Genomic DNA, 16791 nt, shown 5'->3' on the forward strand with positions numbered 1-16791 from the left:
AAAGGTCGAGATCCCGCAGGCGAAGCCGAGGAAGCTCGACTTCCTCCCCGCCGGAAAGGAAGTCCCTGCAGCGGAAAGGAACGAACCAGTCTTCATGCCCGCACCTTTAGACTGCTAGCCCGCTCCGCATTTCTACTTGTCCAGCTCCAGGGGCTTGAGGCTCGAGGTCATAAGTCAAAGTCCCCAAAAAAGGTACAGAACGCCTTTCCGGTGCCTTTGCCTTATGCTTGTCACCTCAGAACGACCCGCCTGCGCTTTTCTATATGTCCAGCTCCGGCGGGTTGAGGCTCGAGGTCATAAGTCAAAGTCCCCCAAAAAGGTACAGAACGCCTTTCCGGTGCCTTTGCCTTATGCTTGTCGCCTCAGGACGACCCGCCTGCGCTTTTCTACTTGTCTAGCTCCGGTGGGTAGAGGCTCGAGGTCATAAGCCGAAGAATCCAAAAAGGCCAAGAACGCCTTTCCGGCTTCTTCGTCTTATGCTTGTCGCCTCAAAGCGACCCGCCTGCGCTTTTCTTGGTATATTTCTCTTGTTTAATGGCAGACTGATGGGTAGGGTTTTTTTGGAATAGTGGAGCTTTTAGGGGCATATAGTGAGAGGTATTGTTTTGTTTTGGGTGAGCATTTATTAGGAGGAACGGTATGATTGCTGATTATGGTCGGAGACTGTTGATTGTGATTGTGTTGGCGCTGTGTGTAGGCATGATTTTCATGACGGGGAGAGTCGCGAAGGCCGAAAGTGATTCCACTGCCGAATGGAGATTTCCGGTTGATGGAACCATTACGGATGTGTTCGGTTCGAGATCCGGGACCCATAAAGGGATGGACATCGGGGGCGAGGAAGGCAGCCCCGTTCATTCGGTGGCAGATGGGGTCGTGACAAGATCGTACTTATCTGATAGCTATGGTCATGTGGTATTCGTTCGTCATGAAAATGGATATGAGACGGTCTATGCTCATCTCATTTCAAGAGGGGTGAAAGAAGGGCAGGAAGTACATAGGGGTGAGCCGGTCGGGAAGCTTGGGAATACCGGGATATCCACCGGCCCCCATCTTCATTTTGAGATTCATGCAGGGGAATGGACGTTTGAAAAGGAAAATGCCATCGATCCTTTTGTCGTCTTCGGACAAGGCGGGGTCGGACAAGTGGTATTTGCTGATAAGAAAGATCCTTATCAGACCGTTGCGGCTTCACAGGCTGGAGGTGATCAGTATCGGGTGAAGAAAGGCGATACGTTATGGTCCATTTCCAATCAGCACGGCCTGAGTGTGGATGACCTCATGAAATGGAACGGTCTGAAGGATGCCACGATCGCGGTCGGTCAGGAGCTGAGTTTGAGGGAGGCTTCCTATCAGGTTGAACAGGGAGACACACTTTATTCTATTGCCGTTGCCCATGGAATAGAACTGGACAAGCTTTTGGCGGCCAATGATTTACGCAGGGATGCGCCGATCTATCCATCGCAAACGTTAAGGATCCACTGATTGTTTCGAATTCAAAGCATTACTCTTCACATAATGGCACTTCTTATGTATAATGAGTAAGAATAAAATAATATGATTCATCTTCGGGGCAGGGTGCAATTCCCTACCGGCGGTGATGAAGCACTGTTGCTTCTAAGCCCGCGAGCCTTTTTGAGGCAGGATTTGGTGAGACTCCAAAGCCGACAGTATAGTCTGGATGGGAGAAGATGAAGGTTACTGCCAATGCGTTCAGAAAAGGGAAGTCTGAATGTCTATTCGAGCATGCCTTTAACTCTCCTGGATAACATTTATCTGGGAGTTTTTTATTGGGGCTCGGGCATGACCATCTTCGATTGAGATGAATCTCCAAAAGGAGAGAGTGCTATGAAGAAAATGACGACACGCACATTCGTCACCGTTGGTATGTTGAGTGCCATTTCGTATGTATTGATGCTTTTAAACTTCCCTATCCCGCCTTTTCCGGCGTTTCTGCAGATCGACTTCAGTGATGTTCCGGCCTTGATGGCAACGGTAGCGCTGGGACCAGTTGCAGGGATCCTGGTGGAGCTATTCAAGAATGTGATTGATTATGTATTGACCGGTTCTGAAACAGGTGTACCGGTAGGACATGTGGCAAACTTTGCTGCTGGGATCCTCCTGATTTTACCTGTTCACCTTATCTACTCACGTTTCCAAACGAAAAAAGGCCTTCTTACCGGGCTAGTAACCGGTACGCTGGTCATGAGCATCGGCATGGGGATCATGAATTATTTCATCTTCCTTCCAGCCTATAAATATTTCATGAATTTCGAACTGCCGGCAGAAGTCATCGTGACCGGTATCGTTCCATTCAATATTCTTAAGGGGATCCTGGTGGCAGTCGTCTTTACCCTGCTGTTCATCAGAATCCAGAAATGGCTGTCGAAGCAATTCGGAAATCGACGCATGGCCTAATAAGAAATGAGCCTCCCCGGAGGCTCATTTCTTTTCGCACAACATAAAAAAGACGGCGAACCAATCGCCGTCTTTTTTACATCCTATTCGAATTTCAACGCATCGCCGTCGAATGGTTCGTCAGCCACCTTGATGGAATCAGTAGGGCAACCTTCGAATGCATCTACCATGTCATCTTCGAGGACATCCGGAACTTCAACAGTCCCTTGGTTATCGTCCAGCGTGACAAATGCAATGCCTTCATCATCATAATCATAAATATCTGGTGCTGCTGCACCGCAAGCTCCACAAGCGATACATGTATCTTTGTCCACGATCGTATACTTTGGCAAAGAAAAAACCTCCCGAAGATAATTCTATATAATTCATCATTATACACGTTGTTTAATGGTGAAAATCAATTACTATTCATCATTTTATAGAGGAATGGGTAACTTTTCAATAGTTAGGTACTCTTTTTCATATTTTTATCCGTTTCCGTCAAAACAAAACCTCGTTTAAGGGTGTTTTCGTGGTACAATATTTGACAATAACCTACACGTTAAGGAGTCATTGCATTGACATATCTTCACTATTTGATTTTGGATTCCCTGGAAAGGCTGGGGGAGGAACGGTCTGTGTATTCCGTTTACCATATCATCAAAGGGAAAAAATCTTCTCAGTCCATACAGGATGCACATCTCTTTGGGTTGCAGGCTCTCTTCCTGTCACTTCCAAAACTGAAAAGGGACTACTTTGACCGGTGCATTGCTGAGCTACAGGAAGAAGGCTCCATCACCCTGAGCGATGATAACCGCGCCCGGCTGACCCGTTCGGGAGAAGAGGGAGTGGCGTCCTACTTTCAGGAAAAACCGTATCCTGCCCATATGGATGGATTAAAGCATGGTGATCAGGCCATCCTCCTGTGGAAGAGGCTCAGCCTACTGGTACAGGTGTTATCCAATGCTCGAATGAACGAAACGTCGTATTTCCCCGTGCAAAGGGACCGGAAAGTTCAAGATTGGTTAAAAGGGTTCATCCGGAAGCAGGGGAAGACCGAAGTTTTGTCAGCGAAGCTGTTTGAAGAGCTGTACACATTGCTATCCCAAACAACATCTGGTGAAGATCCAGGGATCCTTGTGCAGCGGCTTACGGGATACAGGGACTACGGAACCACGGAAGGGCAATCAGCCGACAGATTCGGTGTGGACCGTGAGGAGTACCGGTTCAGATTCCTGAACCTTCTCCACTTTATCATCGCACGTGCCAAACACGATGCAGGTGCCTACCCGATAGTCTATTCGATCATAGAGGAAAATGAGCATATCCAACCCCTCACCGCTTCGACGAAAAAAACCCTTGAGCTTTTCCAAAAAGGGATGCCGGTTGAGGAGATCGCCAGGATCAGAGAGCTGAAGGTGAATACAATCGAAGACCATTTGATCGAGATTATCTTGACCCTCCATGACTTTCCTGTCACTTCCTTTATCGAAGAAGGGGTGTATGAAGAGGTGCTGGGTGTCTTGGCAGAGTTGAAGACGAAGCGGCTGAAACCGATCAAGGAGAGATTTCCGGAGCTGTCCTATTTTCAGATCCGTGCAGTCATTGCGAAGGCAGGTGAGACCCCGTGAACATACATGAAGAACTGAAGAAGCACTTTGGATACGAAACGTTCCGTGCAGGACAGGAAGAAACCATCACATCCATTCTTGACGGCCGTGATACGTTGTCCATGCTTCCTACAGGAACCGGTAAATCCCTCTGCTATCAGCTCCCTGGTAAGCTAATAGAAGGTCAGGTGCTTATTGTATCCCCCTTGCTTTCCCTCATGCAGGATCAGGTCGAACAGATGAAGGTGAACGGGGAAAAAAGTGTGATTGCCCTCAATTCCTTTCTCACTTATCAGGAGAAAGTATGGGCGTTGGATCACATCCAACGATTCAAGTTCATATTCGTTTCTCCAGAGATGTTGAAAAGTGAGGCATTCCGAACCGCCGCTTCCAGGATCAGAGTAGCGTTGTTCGTGGTCGATGAAGCACACTGCATTTCCCAGTGGGGACCCGATTTCCGGCCGGACTACTTGGACCTGGGCGAGGCGAGGGAGCGACTGGGGATGCCGGTCACCCTTGCCCTCACTGCCACTGCTACAAGGACTGTACGGGATGACATCCGCGAGGTGCTCCGTATGGAGGGGGCAGCCGAGCTTGTCCATTCTGTCGATCGGAAGAACATCGGATTATTTGTAAGAAATGTGGAAGATGACCGTCATAAACGGGATGAAGTGCTTTCGTTCGTAGAGCGTCTCAAGGGACCTGGAATCATTTATTTCACCAGTAAACGAAAAGCGGAAGATGTCGCCCATTGGCTTCGCGATCAGGGAGTGAAGGGGGTCGCACACTATCATGGGGGAATGGACCATGAAGAGCGGATCCTGATCCAACAGCAATTCCTATCGGATAAACTACAAATCATCTGTGCTACGTCGGCCTTCGGTATGGGCGTGAACAAGGAAAATGTACGCTTTGTCCTCCATTATCATCTGCCGGCAAGCATTGAATCCTACCTTCAGGAGATCGGCCGTGCTGGAAGGGATGGAAGGGAAAGCGTCTCTCTTGTCCTGTATGCAGAACAGGATGCGTCCATCCCCCTTCAATTCATGCATAGCGAGCTGCCGGATGACGCACAAATCGAAGGTGCGATCAGGGCAGTGCCCGCGATGGAATGGTCTGAAATCATCGCGGCCCTGCAGCTGTCTGATGTGCAGTACAGGTTCCTTGAATACTATATCCAGTCGTATGCCCGCTATCGTTCTGATAGAATGATAGAAGAAATCAAACGGATCAGGGATGCCCGACTTGCATATAAACGCAGGAATCTGGATTCAATCATGGGATGGCTCCACACGATGGCATGCAGGCGTCAAGTGCTACTCGAGCACTTCGGTGAGGAACTTCAGGATCGGCCGGAACGATGCTGTGACCGATGCGGATCAGATCTTGCTGAGTTTCATGGCGAGGAAGCCCATTCTTCCCCGTCCAATGACCATTGGGCGGACCAGCTCAAAAAAATACTGTTAGGATCAGTGGTATAATGCAAAAGCAAGGAGATATCCTCAAAGGCTTATCCAAAAAACAGGTGACATTCCATCTGATGTTCACCCAATGCCTCCTCATAGCCGTTTCCGTAGGTCTCGGGTATGTGTTGATCGGCGATATCGATCAATGGTCGAAACAGTTTGATTTTCAAATGGATGTCCTCTGGATCGGCGGAGCCTTCGGTATCCTGGTTGTGATGGTGGATGTGATCATGATGAAGCTGCTTCCGTCACGCTATTATGATGATGGAGGAGTAAATGAGCGGATATTCGCCGATCGCGGTTTCGTTGAAATCATGGTGTTAGCATTCATTATTGCGGTGAGCGAAGAGCTGCTGTTCAGGGGGATCCTTCAGTTCCATTTCGGACTGGTGGTGGCAAGCATAGTGTTTGCCGTGATCCATATCAGGTATTGGGCCCATTGGTTCCTTATCGTCAATGTGTTGACATTGAGTTTTGTCATGGGGATCATCTATGACCAAACAGGAAATCTCCTGATCACCATCGTCATGCATTTTGTCATTGATTTTCTCTTAGGTTTATATATGCGCCATCAGGCGAGACTCGGAGAGTAAAGAAGGGATAGCTATGAGTAAAGATCCATATCGTGAACAAGCTGCCAAATCAAAAAAGAAGATCGACAGGGTACCGGAAGAGGAACCTCTACATGAATCGGATGGACTCCCGAGCCGCAGTGAAATACAGCGGCAGAAAAGGGAATCGAAAAAGAAAAAACGGGCGATTCAGCATCCCCTCATCAAGCTCTTGCTCGTATTTTTCTTCCTGATGCCCATCATTTTCCTTTGTTTGTATTCTTATTTTGTCAATAAATCCGGACCGCTCGTGGTCTTCTCAAGTAAAAATGGAGTCGAAGAGGTTCAGTATGATCAAGGAGAACCGAATGAACCGGCTCCTGCTGATGATGATGACAAGGAGCAAGAAAGGAAGAAGGAAGAAGCTGAAAAGGCGAAAGCCAAGGAAGAGAAGGAAAAGGCAGAAGCGTTGAAAGCGAAAGAAAAAGCTGAAGCTAAAAAAGCGAAAGAGCGGGAAGAAGCCAAAAAGGCAAAAGAAAAAGAGGCAGCGATAAAAGCAGAAGAAAAGAAAGAAAAGGAACAGGCTGCGATTGAACAAGAAAAGAGCGAAGAGACGGGACGAGTGGTTCAGCATACGGTGAAACCCCAGGAAACGCTCTATCGGATTGCGATGGATTATTTTCAATCTCCATCCGGCGTACAGATCATCAGTGAAGCCAATGGTATCCAAAATAATGAAATTTATACGGGACAAGTGTTGACGATTCCCTTGAATGAATAAGAACCCGCCTCCGTGGAAGGCGGGTTTTTACGTGCTTCTAAAAATGGGACGGGCTCATATAATGAATCGAGGGGGTGAGTGGATGAAGGAAATCAACGAAATCAACGAAATCACCGATCGTGCAACCGGGCAGATGCTGACGAACCTCATTGAAAAGAAGAAGAAATTCGATCAACTAAAAAAACAGCATCATTTTGCCCTTTGGGTGACCGCCGTGGGCTGTACCATATTCTTATACTATCTGACTCATACGGTGATCGGTCCTCATGCCTATTCAGCAGCCTCCATGATCACCGCCTTCGTATCGAAATCGCTGCACTTGTATGCTTTCCTTGCTGTAGCAGGCATGGCAGGAGCCACCAAAATCTTTTACCAGCGGAAGGAAAAAGCGGAAAAAGAGTTTCATGCCCTGCGATGCGAGATCATCGACCGCAGCAAGGATCTTTGGAAAGAAGAAGCCTGGATGAACCGGCATATCGTGTTTGAAACGATGAAAAAACAATATGACATCAATCTGTTTCATGAAGCGAAATAAGCTAAAAGAAAATTTTCCGGTCCCGTTCTTCTTTAAGGATTTCGACGGCTTCACGGAATCGCTGGGAGTGGATGATCTCCCTTTCCCTCAGGAATCGGAGGCCATCATTCAAATCGGGATCATCACTCATATTGATGATCCATTGATAGGTGGCACGTGCTTTTTCTTCCGCGGCAATGTCTTCGTACAAATCTGCAATCGGATCGCCTTTGGCGGCAATATAGGACGCCGTGAACGGAACTCCGGCAGCATTATGATAAAAGATTGCACCATCGTGATCGACATAGTGGGCATCGAGTCCCGCCGCTTTCATATCATCAGGGGTAGCGTCCTTGATAAGTTTATACACCATCGTTGCAATCATCTCCAGATGGGCGAACTCTTCGGTCCCGATATCGGTCAGGAGTCCGATCACCTTGTCGGGAATGGTGTACCGCTGATTCAGATACCTGAGTGCTGCGGCGAGTTCCCCGTCAGCTCCGCCGTATTGTTCGATCAACAACTTTGCAAGCTTCGGATTGCATGTGCTTACCCTGACAGGGTACTGCAGCTTCTTTTCATACACCCACATAATCGGATCGCCTCCTTGTATTCATTATACTTGCCAGGGCCACGGTGCCTCTTGCCATTTCCACGGATAATCCGAATAGCTGCTACCGAAACTTGTGAGAGGACCGAACTTCTTCTCAAAGGTTTTCTTGATGGATTTACGCGTTTTCACATACATATTGAATTGGGAAATCGCCTCCTGATCAGTGGGGTGGGTATCAAGATAAAGGGTCAATTCGACAATGACGAAGTCGACGGTCTGAAGCTCTTCAAGAATGTCATAGTACTCCTGCGGGAGCTGCGCCATACCGGATCAGTCTCCTTTCATCTTTTCGTACGGGCTGTAATATGGATCATAAAATGCCTTCCACAAGGTTCCTGCCCGCAGTGCTTCACGAGGTGTGAATTGTTCCATGCCGGGTGGCTGAAATCCCATGTACAGCTGAGGGGGTGTGGAGTAAACCTTCGTCGTGATGGGGGGACAGGGGTCGAACGGGCTGACATAGGGTTCATACGTTTTATAAAAATGGCTCATTCATACGCCTCCTTCTTGTGGCTCCTTCATAAAAGCATATGAAGCAGGGGAGAAAACATGAGGAAAATAAATGCCTTTGGATTGAAGGGATGAGGCCAGTCGATGTTGAATTATAACCTATACAAAAATAATATCGAGGTGGTACAGCCATGTTTGTCAAAAGCGTAATGATTCCCAAGCATAAATGTTATGTCGTAAGTGTAGATGAATCGTTGAAAAAAGTTTTGGATGTCCTTGAACATCATAAAATTGATGGTGTACCCGTTCTGTCGAATGGGAAATACGCAGGAACGATCAGCCGCTTCTCCATCTACAGGCACTATTTCGAGTCGGGAATGGAAAAGGATGTATTCCTGAACGAAGTGAAAGCCGGTGAAGTGGCATCGGAGCAAGGGACCTATGTCACGGAGAAGGAAGTGTTCGAAAGCGCATTGGTCCTGCTCCAGGATGCCCCGATCCTTCCAGTGGCAGGAGAAGACCGGGAGTTCCTCGGTCTGATTACACGATTCGATGTCCTCGATCACTTCAAAAGCGCATTCGGCATGAATACGAAGGGGATCAGGATCGCTTTTTCCTCCGTGGAGACCGAGGGAAGGATCGCCCGTCTGGGGGACATCATCCAACAATATTCCGAATCGGTCATTTCATTGGTCACGTTCGATGAAACGGATAAGCTCCTGCGAAGGATCGTTCTGAAGCTCGAGAAAAAGGATAATATGAATAAATTCATTTCCAAGCTTGAGAAATCGGGCTTCAGGATTCTTGATATACACGAAGATGAATGATAAGAATGTATTTCATCCCCTTTCATACGATTGATGTATGGGAGGGTTTTTTATGCGGGAAATCCGGTTATTGGTAGTATCGCTCCTGTTCGGGGGTGCTTTCATCGGCTTGTTCCCGGTTCATAGAGGGGAAACAATCTCAGATCTCATAGTGGGCTCCGTCCTCAGTCCGGGCGGCTTCTTTTTGGCTTCTGCATTCTTTATAGCGGGTTTCGTTTTTCAAGGGAAGGTGATCAAAGTAGAGATTCAATCCTTCAGGGAGGGAAAGCCGAGATTTGGCCTGATGCTCCTCCACCTCATGGTCATCCTCGGATTAAGTTGGATCGGATGGGTGCATGCCAGTCTATTCCTCTTCGTTTCATGCATATATGGTATGATATCTTTAGATTTGAAACGAGAGGGCGGACGTCATGTGGATCATTAGTGTTCTTCTAGTTATTGGGGTTGTCCTCATACTGTACATGGTGAGGGAGGCGTTCGCCGATCGGGTGAGGGAGCTCACATTCCGGTTTCCTTCATACCCCAGGGATGCTTCCCCCTTGAAGGTGTTCTTCCTATCGGACATACATAAACGAACCATTTCTGAAAATATTATAAATGCAGTGAAGGATAAAGCAGATGTAGTCGTCATCGTAGGAGACCTGACGGAGGGAGGGGTCCCCCTGTCCAGGGTGGAGAAGAATCTTGATTCATTAACTGCCATTGGGCCGATCTTTTTTGTGTGGGGAAATAATGATTATGAAGTAGACCCGGTCCGGCTAAAGGCCCTTTTTCAAAAAAAGGGTGTCAGGGAGATAGTGAATGGCAGGGAAGACTTCGGGGCGGTGACCTTTATCGGTGTGGACGACGGAACGCTCGAACGGGCGGATCTCCCCCGGGCCATGAGTGGGATCGACCCTGCTTCTTGCAATATCCTGTTGAGCCATGACCCTTCATTGAGTGCAGACCTTGTATCAACAGACGGTATCGATCTTATGCTCAGCGGCCACACACATGGGGGACAAATCAGATTGTTCGGATGGGGGCTTTATCCGAAGTCCGGCGTCGACCGGCTGCCGGCAGTCACGAGGATGACCAGTGCAGGCTATGGCACGTCCCTTCTCCCCCTAAGGCTCGGGGCTAAGGCTGAGACGCATGTGGTCACCATCGCCCATTCACCAGAAGAGGAATAGTTCCCCTTGTACACAGAAGTTATTCATAGCCTATACAAATTTTACACAGCGGAGGATCTGGATTATACTTCTAGTGAGAAGAGTGGACATGGGGGACTTTATATGAGCAATGATAAAAGACAAGAAGGCAAGTATAATATAAAAGCGGTATCAACCATCCTAGGCGTGCAGCCCGGTACCCTTCGTGCCTGGGAGAGGCGCTATCAGATCATCGCGCCCATCAGGAACGAATCAGGGCACCGCCTCTATACAGAGCAGCATGTAAGCATCTTGCGCTGGCTTGTACAAAAGGTGGACCAGGGATTCACGATCAGTCAGGCCGTGTCGCTTCTGGACAAGAGTGAACTTGAGGATCAGGAACTGTCGCCCCCTGTACAAAAAGACAGAACAGAGAGCATATCGGATGATTTATTGAAAGCATTACTGAGTTTTGACGAAACGAAGGCCCATGAATTGATCAATCAATCTTTTTCGATCTATACGATCGATAAGGTCGTCATCGATATACTCGGGAGCCTGCTTGTCAAAATCGGTGACTTGTGGGAGAACGGAGAAATCACGACGGCGCATGAACATTTCGCCACCTCCATCCTCAGGTCGAGGATCGGGATCATCATGCACTCATTCCCCCACAACGGCATCCTGCCAAAGGTTGTGGCCGTATGCGGACCAGGTGAGTGGCATGAGCTCGGCCTTCTCATCTTCACGCTATATGTGAGGAGGAAAGGATTCGAAGTGATTTATCTTGGGTCAAGCATCAAGGAAAATGATATTGAAGTGGTATTGGACGAAGTACAGCCCAAGTTCCTCTTTTTCTCTTGCACCATGAGGGAGAATGTAGATGCTCTATTGGAATTGGTGGAGTCCCTTAAGAAGGATCGGCCTGGACTTGAGATCGGAATGGGAGGGTTCGCCATCGATCATCTCACGCGTGAAAAGAAGGCGGAATATGCAGACCATATCGTCGGCCAACAGAAGAGTGATTGGGAAGCATGGCTTAAAAGCAAATTGTAGAGGTACCATGCACTGATTTACCCCCTGAACATAGTATGTGGTAAACCGTCATACACTTAGGGGGTACAAAGGATGAAGCTGGAGCGAATATCCGAAAATAAAATAAAATTTTCCATTACGGTTGAAGAACTCGAGCAAAAGGGGTTATTCGAACAAGAGGAATGGAAAAACTCATATATGTGGCATGATTTGTTCGAAGATATGCTGGAAGAGGTCCAATGGAAGTTCGGGATCGAAGCCCAGATGGAGATCACCGTGGAAATTGAATCCTTCGATGAGAGGGAAGTCTGTATGATCCTCACCCTCGAAGCAGATGAGGATTATTCGGACTGGGAAGATATTCACGAGGAAGCTCCATCGGGAGAGCGGCATCTCCTTGTATTCATGGAAGATATCGAGGATATCATCTCGGCAGTCAAACGGATTTCAGACGTCCACTGGTGGCAGCATTCCAATGGAAATACGGCCCTGTATTTTCATCAAGGCTACTACTATCTGTTCATCGATGACCTTTCCCTGGAGGAGCGGTCATTGCTTGAAGCGATTTTGCAGGAATATGGAGAGATCTCGTCCATCACCAAGCATGTTCTGATGGAATACGGTATGATGCTGATTGAGAAAGGTGCAGACCGAGAGCTCCTTCGTTTCTTTTGATGCCCCTGACTCCCTATAGAAGCACGTTCAGGTCACTTTCATATGAAGGTGATTTTTTTGCTTGAACCGTAAGTGAGAAGCGGATTCGGTAGCAAGTTGTCCTCAATCTGAAGTGAGGATTTTGAAGGACAGGCTTTATCATTTCCATATTAATGAAAGCGATTACAATTTTTATTTGTTTTTTGCATTTCCGCCTTTGCACAGGAGGATCAAACGTGTATACTATGCTATGAAAGCGGACGACATGTCTTATCACAGTGTAGAATACTGGGAGGTTTAGTATAAAAAATGGTAGCCGATAAGGGGAACGAAAGTCATCAGCATGACGTATTGAAATCAACGCAAACGGTTATTCATCTTGCATTGGATAAATTGGGGTATCCCGAAGAAGTATTTGAATTGCTTAAAGAACCGGTCCGTATGTTGACGGTGAAGATTCCGGTCCGGATGGACGATGGGAAAGTGAAGGTATTCACCGGTTACCGGGCGCAGCACAATGATGCGGTCGGTCCCACCAAGGGAGGTATCCGTTTCCACCCGAATGTGACGGAGAAGGAAGTAAAGGCCCTTTCGATCTGGATGAGCCTGAAATGCGGCATCGTGGATCTGCCATATGGCGGAGGAAAGGGTGGGATCATCTGCGACCCGAGGGATATGAGCTTCCGCGAACTGGAGCGTCTGAGCAGGGGGTACGTGAGGGCCATCAGTCAAATCGTCGGTCCCGCAAAGGACATACCGGCTCCTGATGTGTTCACAAACTCACAAATCATGGCCTGGATGATGGATGAGTACAGCCGGATCGATGAATATAATTCCCCTGGGTTCATTACCGGGAAACCACTGGTGCTCGGAGGCTCCCACGGTAGGGAGACGGCCACTGCCAAAGGGGTGACGATCTGCATACGGGAAGCAGCTAAGAAAAAAGGAATTGACCTGAAAGGTGCCCGGGTAGTGGTCCAGGGCTTCGGTAACGCAGGCAGTTTCCTGGCTAAATTCATGCATGATGCAGGAGCCAAGATCATCGGGATTTCTGATGCGTATGGTGGACTGCACGATGAAAATGGGCTTGATATCGACTACCTGTTGGACAGGAGGGACAGCTTCGGGACCGTGACCAAGCTTTTCAACGACACGATTTCTAATGAAGAGCTCTTAGAGCTCGACTGCGACATCCTCGTCCCTGCTGCCATTGAAAATCAGATCACGGAGGAGAACGCCCACAACATCAGGGCGGGCATCGTGGTGGAAGCCGCCAATGGTCCAACGACCCTTGAAGCCACAAAGATCCTGACTGAACGTGGCATCCTCCTCGTACCGGATGTGCTGGCATCTTCGGGAGGAGTGACCGTTTCCTATTTTGAATGGGTACAGAACAACCAGGGTTATTATTGGACGGAAGAAGAGGTAGAAGAGAAGTTAGAGAAGATCCTTGTGAATTCGTTCCAAAATGTCTACGATACTGCCCAGACGAGGCGCGTCGATATGAGGCTCGCAGCCTACATGGTCGGCGTCCGCAAAATGGCGGAAGCATGTCGTTTCAGGGGTTGGATTTAACAGGATTCAATAAGGTCGTCCGATGTGGACGGCCTTTTTTTAGTTGAGTGCAAAAAGTACAGCAGAAGAGTTGAAGGTCATGATTCTTTGACCTCCTTTTAAAAGTATTACATAATATGAGTGAGACAAAACAGAACTAGATCCGTTGTATTTGAAGGAGTGTCACAGTTGAAAAAAGAAGATTGCATCATCGTCGGCGGGGGTCCGTGTGGTTTATCGGCATCCATCCGATTGAGAGAACAGGGATTGAACCCTTTGATCATTGAGAAGGGAAATATCGTGAACGCCATCTATCACTACCCGACGCACCAGACATTCTTCTCCTCCAGCGAGAAGCTCGAGATCGGGGACGTCCCGTTTGTCATTGAAGAGCATAAACCCCGCAGGAATCAGGCGCTTGTTTATTATCGCGAGGTGGCGAAGAGGAAGGACCTGAGGATCAATCGTTTTGAGACGGTGGAGAAAGTGGAGAAAAAAGGGGAAACTTTCATCGTTTCCACCACAAAAGATCAATATGAATGCGCGTATATCGTCATCGCTACGGGCTATTATGATCATCCGAACTATATGGGGATACCCGGAGAAGACTTGGATAAGGTCTACCACTACTTCAAAGAAGCCCACCCCTTCTTCGACACGGATGTGGTGGTGATCGGAGGGAAAAATTCGGCCGTCGATGCAGCACTGGAGTTGAATAAGGCAGGAGCAAGGGTCACGGTCATCTACAGGGGCAGTGAATACTCAAAGAGCGTGAAGCCGTGGATCCTCCCTAACTTCGATGCCCTCGTGCGAAACGGGGAAATCAAAATGGAATTCGATGCGTGCGTGGAAGAAATCACCGATGAAACCGTCACCTTCAGCAGGGATGGAAAAACCTTCTCCATTGCCAATGACTATGTATTCGCCATGACAGGCTATCATCCCGACCACAGTTTCCTTACCAGGATGGGGATCCAGCTCGATCCTGAATCCGGCAGACCCATGATCAACGAAGAGACAATGGAAACGAATGTTGACAATATCTATATCGCAGGTGTCATCGCAGCCGGTAATAATGCCAATGAAATCTTCATTGAAAACGGCAGGCATCATGGTGGGCTGATCGCAGAGGATATTGCCAGGAAGGTAAAATAGAAAAAGTTACAACTTAATGACGGACACTGTCAGGTTAGGTTCTTTATACCGCCCAAGATTTCCGTGCAAGACTTCGCTTTCCGTGGGTAGCCCGTAAGCCCCCCGGCATCCCCGGGGGGGGGGGCTCACATAAGCTTTTCTTGCCGCAGGAGCCTTCGTCTTGCACTCCAATCAAGGAAATAAATTGGGCATGAAACAAACTAAAAACCCGAACTATTTTGCCTTATCCTAGGCAAAATGGTTCGGGTTTTACTATGACTAAAACACTTTTGTCCCAGCCTCTCTTATTGTTTGAAAATCATTTCAAGCTCTTTCAAATCACTTGTCTGGGACAGGGCGACCATTAGCTTGATCCGTGCCTTCTGTCCGTTGAGACCGTTGGAGAAGATGACCCCTTTCTCCTTCAGCTCCTTGCCCCCGCCGGCGTAACCATACACATCTTGAGCAATCCCGTTGAAGCATCTGGATACAAGGACCACCGGTATGTTGGCGGCGATCAGATCATCAATTCCTTGGAGGGCTCCCGGTGGAAGATTCCCTTGTCCGAGTGCTTCAATGACGACTCCTTCGTAGCTGAGCTCCTTGATGGCTTTCAGCAGGTCGGAGTCCATTCCTGCATAGGCTTTGATCAATGTCACCTTTTTGGAGACATCACATACATGATAATGCTCGTTTGAAGTGGGCTGGTGGTGATACAGGATGCCCTGCTTGGTGACGATCCCGATCGGTCCGTATTGGGGACTCTGGAAGGTCGATACATTGCTTGTGTGGGTTTTCGTCACATTTTTGGCAGAGTGGATCTCGTCATTCAATACGACGAGGACCCCTTTGGAGATGGACTTCTCATCGGCAGCAACGCGAACCGATGAAATGAGATTGTATAGACCGTCCGCTCCGATTTCATTGCTGGATCGCATCGCACCTGTCACAACGACTGCAATCGGCAGTGATAATGTGAGGTCGAGGAAATAGGCCGTTTCTTCCAATGTGTCTGTTCCATGTGTGATGACAACGCCGTGGAAAGGCTCTTCTTTATATGAATCCTCGATCAGCCTCTTGATCTTTTCCATATGTACAGGCGTGATATGAGGGGAAGGAAGGTGGAATGCCTCAATCACGTGAAGGTCTGCAAGATCTGATACGATGGATGTCTGGACAGAAAGAGGATTTTCCTTGCCTGGACTTACGGCGCCGGTCTCTGCATCCTCCATCATGGAGATGGTCCCTCCGGTATGGATGACGATGATTTTCTTTTTCATGGATTTCTCCTCCAGTCGGTAAGATACTATTTTCATTCCTAGTTTAACATGATACGATGAAGGAAACGGAAAGAAAAGAGGACTTTTTATGCTGGTGATCTTATCAGCGGGCATAGCACCTGGCTTGGCGCTGCTGAGTTATTTTTACCTACGTGATGAATACGATGCAGAACCTGTGGCGCTGGTGTTCAAAGCCTTTTTATTTGGTGTGATCATTACCTTTCCGATCATGTTCCTCCAATATGTACTAGATGTCGAAGGGTTTGTCACCTCGAACTTTTCCACCGCCTATCTTTCCTCGGGATTTCTGGAGGAATTTTTTAAATGGTTCATCCTTATCTTCGTCATTTATCAGCATGTGCATTTCGACGAACCTTATGACGGCATCATTTACGGAGCGAGTGTTTCACTTGGATTCGCCACCGTGGAAAATATTCTCTACCTCGTAGCCAATGGAGTAGAGTATGCATTCGGGCGTGCCCTCCTACCTGTATCAAGTCATGCATTATTCGGCGTCCTGATGGGGTATTACCTTGGTAAAGCAAAGTTCTCCCCGGAAGAAGGGAAGATTAAATGGATGATCATGTCGATCTCTCTGCCCATCCTGCTTCATGGTACCTACAATTATATCTTCCTTTCAGAAAAAAACTGGGTGTATTATATGATTCCATTCATGTTCTTCCTTTGGTGGCTCGGATTGAAAAAGGTGAAGCATGCTCACAGGCTATCAGAACACCACTATAAATCAAAAATGATCAAGGATCCCGTAAGACACTCTGGTTGAGTGTTTTTTTTGTT

General features: G+C 47.9%; 20 protein-coding genes and 1 riboswitch. Of the genes, 15 read left to right on the forward strand and 5 right to left on the reverse strand.

Translation table 11 applies throughout. The annotated features are described in order from the left end of the window. Nucleotides 1–639: 639 nt before the first annotated feature. Entirely contained in the window at nt 640–1482 is an 843-nt protein-coding gene (locus ACNA6I_RS03555) for a M23 family metallopeptidase (RefSeq protein WP_082139323.1), read from the forward strand. Between the two features lie 75 nt (nt 1483–1557). After that, a riboswitch (FMN riboswitch) is annotated at nt 1558–1694 on the forward strand. A 151-nt stretch (nt 1695–1845) separates the two neighbouring features. Then, nucleotides 1846–2415, forward strand: a complete 570-nt coding sequence (locus tag ACNA6I_RS03560; RefSeq protein ID WP_048005918.1) for an ECF transporter S component — start codon at nt 1846–1848, stop codon at nt 2413–2415. Nucleotides 2416–2498: 83 nt separating this feature from the next. Here ACNA6I_RS03560 and ACNA6I_RS03565 read toward each other — a convergent pair whose 3' ends face one another. Next, a complete protein-coding gene (locus tag ACNA6I_RS03565; protein ID WP_048005917.1) occupies nt 2499–2747 on the reverse strand; it encodes a ferredoxin in 249 nt (82 codons plus the stop codon). Nucleotides 2748–2972: 225 nt separating this feature from the next. Between ACNA6I_RS03565 and ACNA6I_RS03570 the strand changes: the two genes are divergently transcribed. The 5 genes from ACNA6I_RS03570 (at nt 2973) to ACNA6I_RS03590 (ending at nt 7337) form a co-directional block, all read left to right on the forward strand. Beyond that, the gene (locus ACNA6I_RS03570) at nt 2973–4025 is read left to right on the forward strand and encodes a helix-turn-helix domain-containing protein (RefSeq protein ID WP_048005916.1); all 1053 of its coding nucleotides are present in this window, start codon (nt 2973–2975) and stop codon (nt 4023–4025) included. After that, on the forward strand, nt 4022–5485 hold the full coding sequence (locus tag ACNA6I_RS03575) for a RecQ family ATP-dependent DNA helicase (RefSeq protein ID WP_048005915.1): 1464 nt from the start codon (nt 4022–4024) through the stop codon (nt 5483–5485). The genes ACNA6I_RS03570 and ACNA6I_RS03575 overlap by 4 nt, the downstream gene beginning before the upstream one ends. Beyond that, the gene (locus ACNA6I_RS03580; RefSeq protein ID WP_148795374.1) at nt 5485–6063 is read left to right on the forward strand and encodes a CPBP family intramembrane glutamic endopeptidase; all 579 of its coding nucleotides are present in this window, start codon (nt 5485–5487) and stop codon (nt 6061–6063) included. The genes ACNA6I_RS03575 and ACNA6I_RS03580 overlap by 1 nt, the downstream gene beginning before the upstream one ends. A 13-nt stretch (nt 6064–6076) precedes the next feature. Further along, on the forward strand, nt 6077–6802 hold the full coding sequence (locus ACNA6I_RS03585; protein WP_053071986.1) for a LysM peptidoglycan-binding domain-containing protein: 726 nt from the start codon (nt 6077–6079) through the stop codon (nt 6800–6802). Between the two features lie 82 nt (nt 6803–6884). Continuing rightward, nucleotides 6885–7337: a DUF2663 family protein gene (locus ACNA6I_RS03590; protein ID WP_048005914.1), complete on the forward strand. Its 453-nt coding sequence runs from the start codon at nt 6885–6887 to the stop codon at nt 7335–7337. A gap of 1 nt (nt 7338) precedes the next feature. Here ACNA6I_RS03590 and ACNA6I_RS03595 read toward each other — a convergent pair whose 3' ends face one another. From ACNA6I_RS03595 to ACNA6I_RS03605, 3 genes are read right to left on the reverse strand one after another with little or no spacing between them, the layout of a single operon-like run. Further along, the gene (locus ACNA6I_RS03595) at nt 7339–7908 is read right to left on the reverse strand and encodes a manganese catalase family protein (RefSeq protein ID WP_048005913.1); all 570 of its coding nucleotides are present in this window, start codon (nt 7906–7908) and stop codon (nt 7339–7341) included. A 24-nt stretch (nt 7909–7932) separates the two neighbouring features. After that, on the reverse strand, nt 7933–8193 hold the full coding sequence (locus ACNA6I_RS03600) for a spore coat protein CotJB (protein WP_048005912.1): 261 nt from the start codon (nt 8191–8193) through the stop codon (nt 7933–7935). A 6-nt stretch (nt 8194–8199) separates the two neighbouring features. Then, a complete protein-coding gene (locus ACNA6I_RS03605) occupies nt 8200–8421 on the reverse strand; it encodes a spore coat associated protein CotJA (protein WP_048005911.1) in 222 nt (73 codons plus the stop codon). 149 nt (nt 8422–8570) lie between these two features. Here ACNA6I_RS03605 and ACNA6I_RS03610 point away from each other — a divergent pair, with 149 nt between their 5' ends. From ACNA6I_RS03610 to ACNA6I_RS03640, 7 genes are all read left to right on the forward strand, one after another. Next, nucleotides 8571–9206: an HPP family protein gene (locus ACNA6I_RS03610; protein ID WP_048005910.1), complete on the forward strand. Its 636-nt coding sequence runs from the start codon at nt 8571–8573 to the stop codon at nt 9204–9206. Between the two features lie 52 nt (nt 9207–9258). Further along, entirely contained in the window at nt 9259–9630 is a 372-nt protein-coding gene (locus ACNA6I_RS03615) for a hypothetical protein (protein WP_048005909.1), read from the forward strand. Further along, a complete protein-coding gene (locus ACNA6I_RS03620; protein WP_048005908.1) occupies nt 9617–10378 on the forward strand; it encodes a metallophosphoesterase in 762 nt (253 codons plus the stop codon). The genes ACNA6I_RS03615 and ACNA6I_RS03620 overlap by 14 nt, the downstream gene beginning before the upstream one ends. Before the next feature lie 102 nt (nt 10379–10480). Continuing rightward, nucleotides 10481–11392 carry a MerR family transcriptional regulator gene (locus ACNA6I_RS03625; RefSeq protein ID WP_048005907.1) on the forward strand — a complete coding sequence of 304 codons (912 nt, stop codon included), beginning with the start codon at nt 10481–10483 and terminating at the stop codon, nt 11390–11392. A 72-nt stretch (nt 11393–11464) separates the two neighbouring features. After that, a complete protein-coding gene (locus tag ACNA6I_RS03630) occupies nt 11465–12046 on the forward strand; it encodes an adaptor protein MecA (protein ID WP_048005906.1) in 582 nt (193 codons plus the stop codon). Between the two features lie 288 nt (nt 12047–12334). Further along, nucleotides 12335–13600: a Glu/Leu/Phe/Val family dehydrogenase gene (locus ACNA6I_RS03635; protein WP_048005905.1), complete on the forward strand. Its 1266-nt coding sequence runs from the start codon at nt 12335–12337 to the stop codon at nt 13598–13600. 168 nt (nt 13601–13768) lie between these two features. Further along, nucleotides 13769–14734 (forward strand): YpdA family putative bacillithiol disulfide reductase, encoded by a 966-nt coding sequence (locus ACNA6I_RS03640; RefSeq protein WP_048005904.1) that lies wholly within the window; start codon nt 13769–13771, stop codon nt 14732–14734. Nucleotides 14735–15018: 284 nt separating this feature from the next. Here the strand turns inward: ACNA6I_RS03640 and ACNA6I_RS03645 are convergent, their stop codons facing one another. Then, entirely contained in the window at nt 15019–15993 is a 975-nt protein-coding gene (locus tag ACNA6I_RS03645) for an asparaginase (RefSeq protein WP_048005903.1), read from the reverse strand. Nucleotides 15994–16081: 88 nt separating this feature from the next. Between ACNA6I_RS03645 and prsW the strand changes: the two genes are divergently transcribed. After that, the gene (gene prsW, locus ACNA6I_RS03650) at nt 16082–16777 is read left to right on the forward strand and encodes a glutamic-type intramembrane protease PrsW (protein ID WP_048005902.1); all 696 of its coding nucleotides are present in this window, start codon (nt 16082–16084) and stop codon (nt 16775–16777) included. Nucleotides 16778–16791 lie beyond the last annotated feature (14 nt).

The sequence above is a fragment of the Rossellomorea sp. FS2 genome, assembly GCF_047915635.1.
Classification (GTDB): Bacteria; Bacillota; Bacilli; order Bacillales; family Bacillaceae_B; genus Rossellomorea; species Rossellomorea marisflavi_A.

Excerpts from the sequence above, each read along its gene's own strand:
- ACNA6I_RS03555 (WP_082139323.1), top strand. The coding sequence starts at position 640 with ATGATTGCTGATTATGGTCGGAGACTGTTGATTGTGATTGTGTTGGCG.
- ACNA6I_RS03560 (WP_048005918.1), top strand. The coding sequence starts at position 1,846 with ATGAAGAAAATGACGACACGCACATTCGTCACCGTTGGTATGTTGAGT.
- ACNA6I_RS03580 (WP_148795374.1), top strand. The coding sequence starts at position 5,485 with ATGCAAAAGCAAGGAGATATCCTCAAAGGCTTATCCAAAAAACAGGTG.
- ACNA6I_RS03585 (WP_053071986.1), top strand. The coding sequence starts at position 6,077 with ATGAGTAAAGATCCATATCGTGAACAAGCTGCCAAATCAAAAAAGAAG.
- ACNA6I_RS03590 (WP_048005914.1), top strand. The coding sequence starts at position 6,885 with ATGAAGGAAATCAACGAAATCAACGAAATCACCGATCGTGCAACCGGG.
- ACNA6I_RS03595 (WP_048005913.1), bottom strand. The coding sequence starts at position 7,908 with ATGTGGGTGTATGAAAAGAAGCTGCAGTACCCTGTCAGGGTAAGCACA.
- ACNA6I_RS03600 (WP_048005912.1), bottom strand. The coding sequence starts at position 8,193 with ATGGCGCAGCTCCCGCAGGAGTACTATGACATTCTTGAAGAGCTTCAG.
- ACNA6I_RS03605 (WP_048005911.1), bottom strand. The coding sequence starts at position 8,421 with ATGAGCCATTTTTATAAAACGTATGAACCCTATGTCAGCCCGTTCGAC.
- ACNA6I_RS03610 (WP_048005910.1), top strand. The coding sequence starts at position 8,571 with ATGTTTGTCAAAAGCGTAATGATTCCCAAGCATAAATGTTATGTCGTA.
- ACNA6I_RS03615 (WP_048005909.1), top strand. The coding sequence starts at position 9,259 with ATGCGGGAAATCCGGTTATTGGTAGTATCGCTCCTGTTCGGGGGTGCT.
- ACNA6I_RS03620 (WP_048005908.1), top strand. The coding sequence starts at position 9,617 with ATGTGGATCATTAGTGTTCTTCTAGTTATTGGGGTTGTCCTCATACTG.
- ACNA6I_RS03625 (WP_048005907.1), top strand. The coding sequence starts at position 10,481 with ATGAGCAATGATAAAAGACAAGAAGGCAAGTATAATATAAAAGCGGTA.
- ACNA6I_RS03630 (WP_048005906.1), top strand. The coding sequence starts at position 11,465 with ATGAAGCTGGAGCGAATATCCGAAAATAAAATAAAATTTTCCATTACG.
- ACNA6I_RS03635 (WP_048005905.1), top strand. The coding sequence starts at position 12,335 with ATGGTAGCCGATAAGGGGAACGAAAGTCATCAGCATGACGTATTGAAA.
- ACNA6I_RS03645 (WP_048005903.1), bottom strand. The coding sequence starts at position 15,993 with ATGAAAAAGAAAATCATCGTCATCCATACCGGAGGGACCATCTCCATG.
- prsW (WP_048005902.1), top strand. The coding sequence starts at position 16,082 with ATGCTGGTGATCTTATCAGCGGGCATAGCACCTGGCTTGGCGCTGCTG.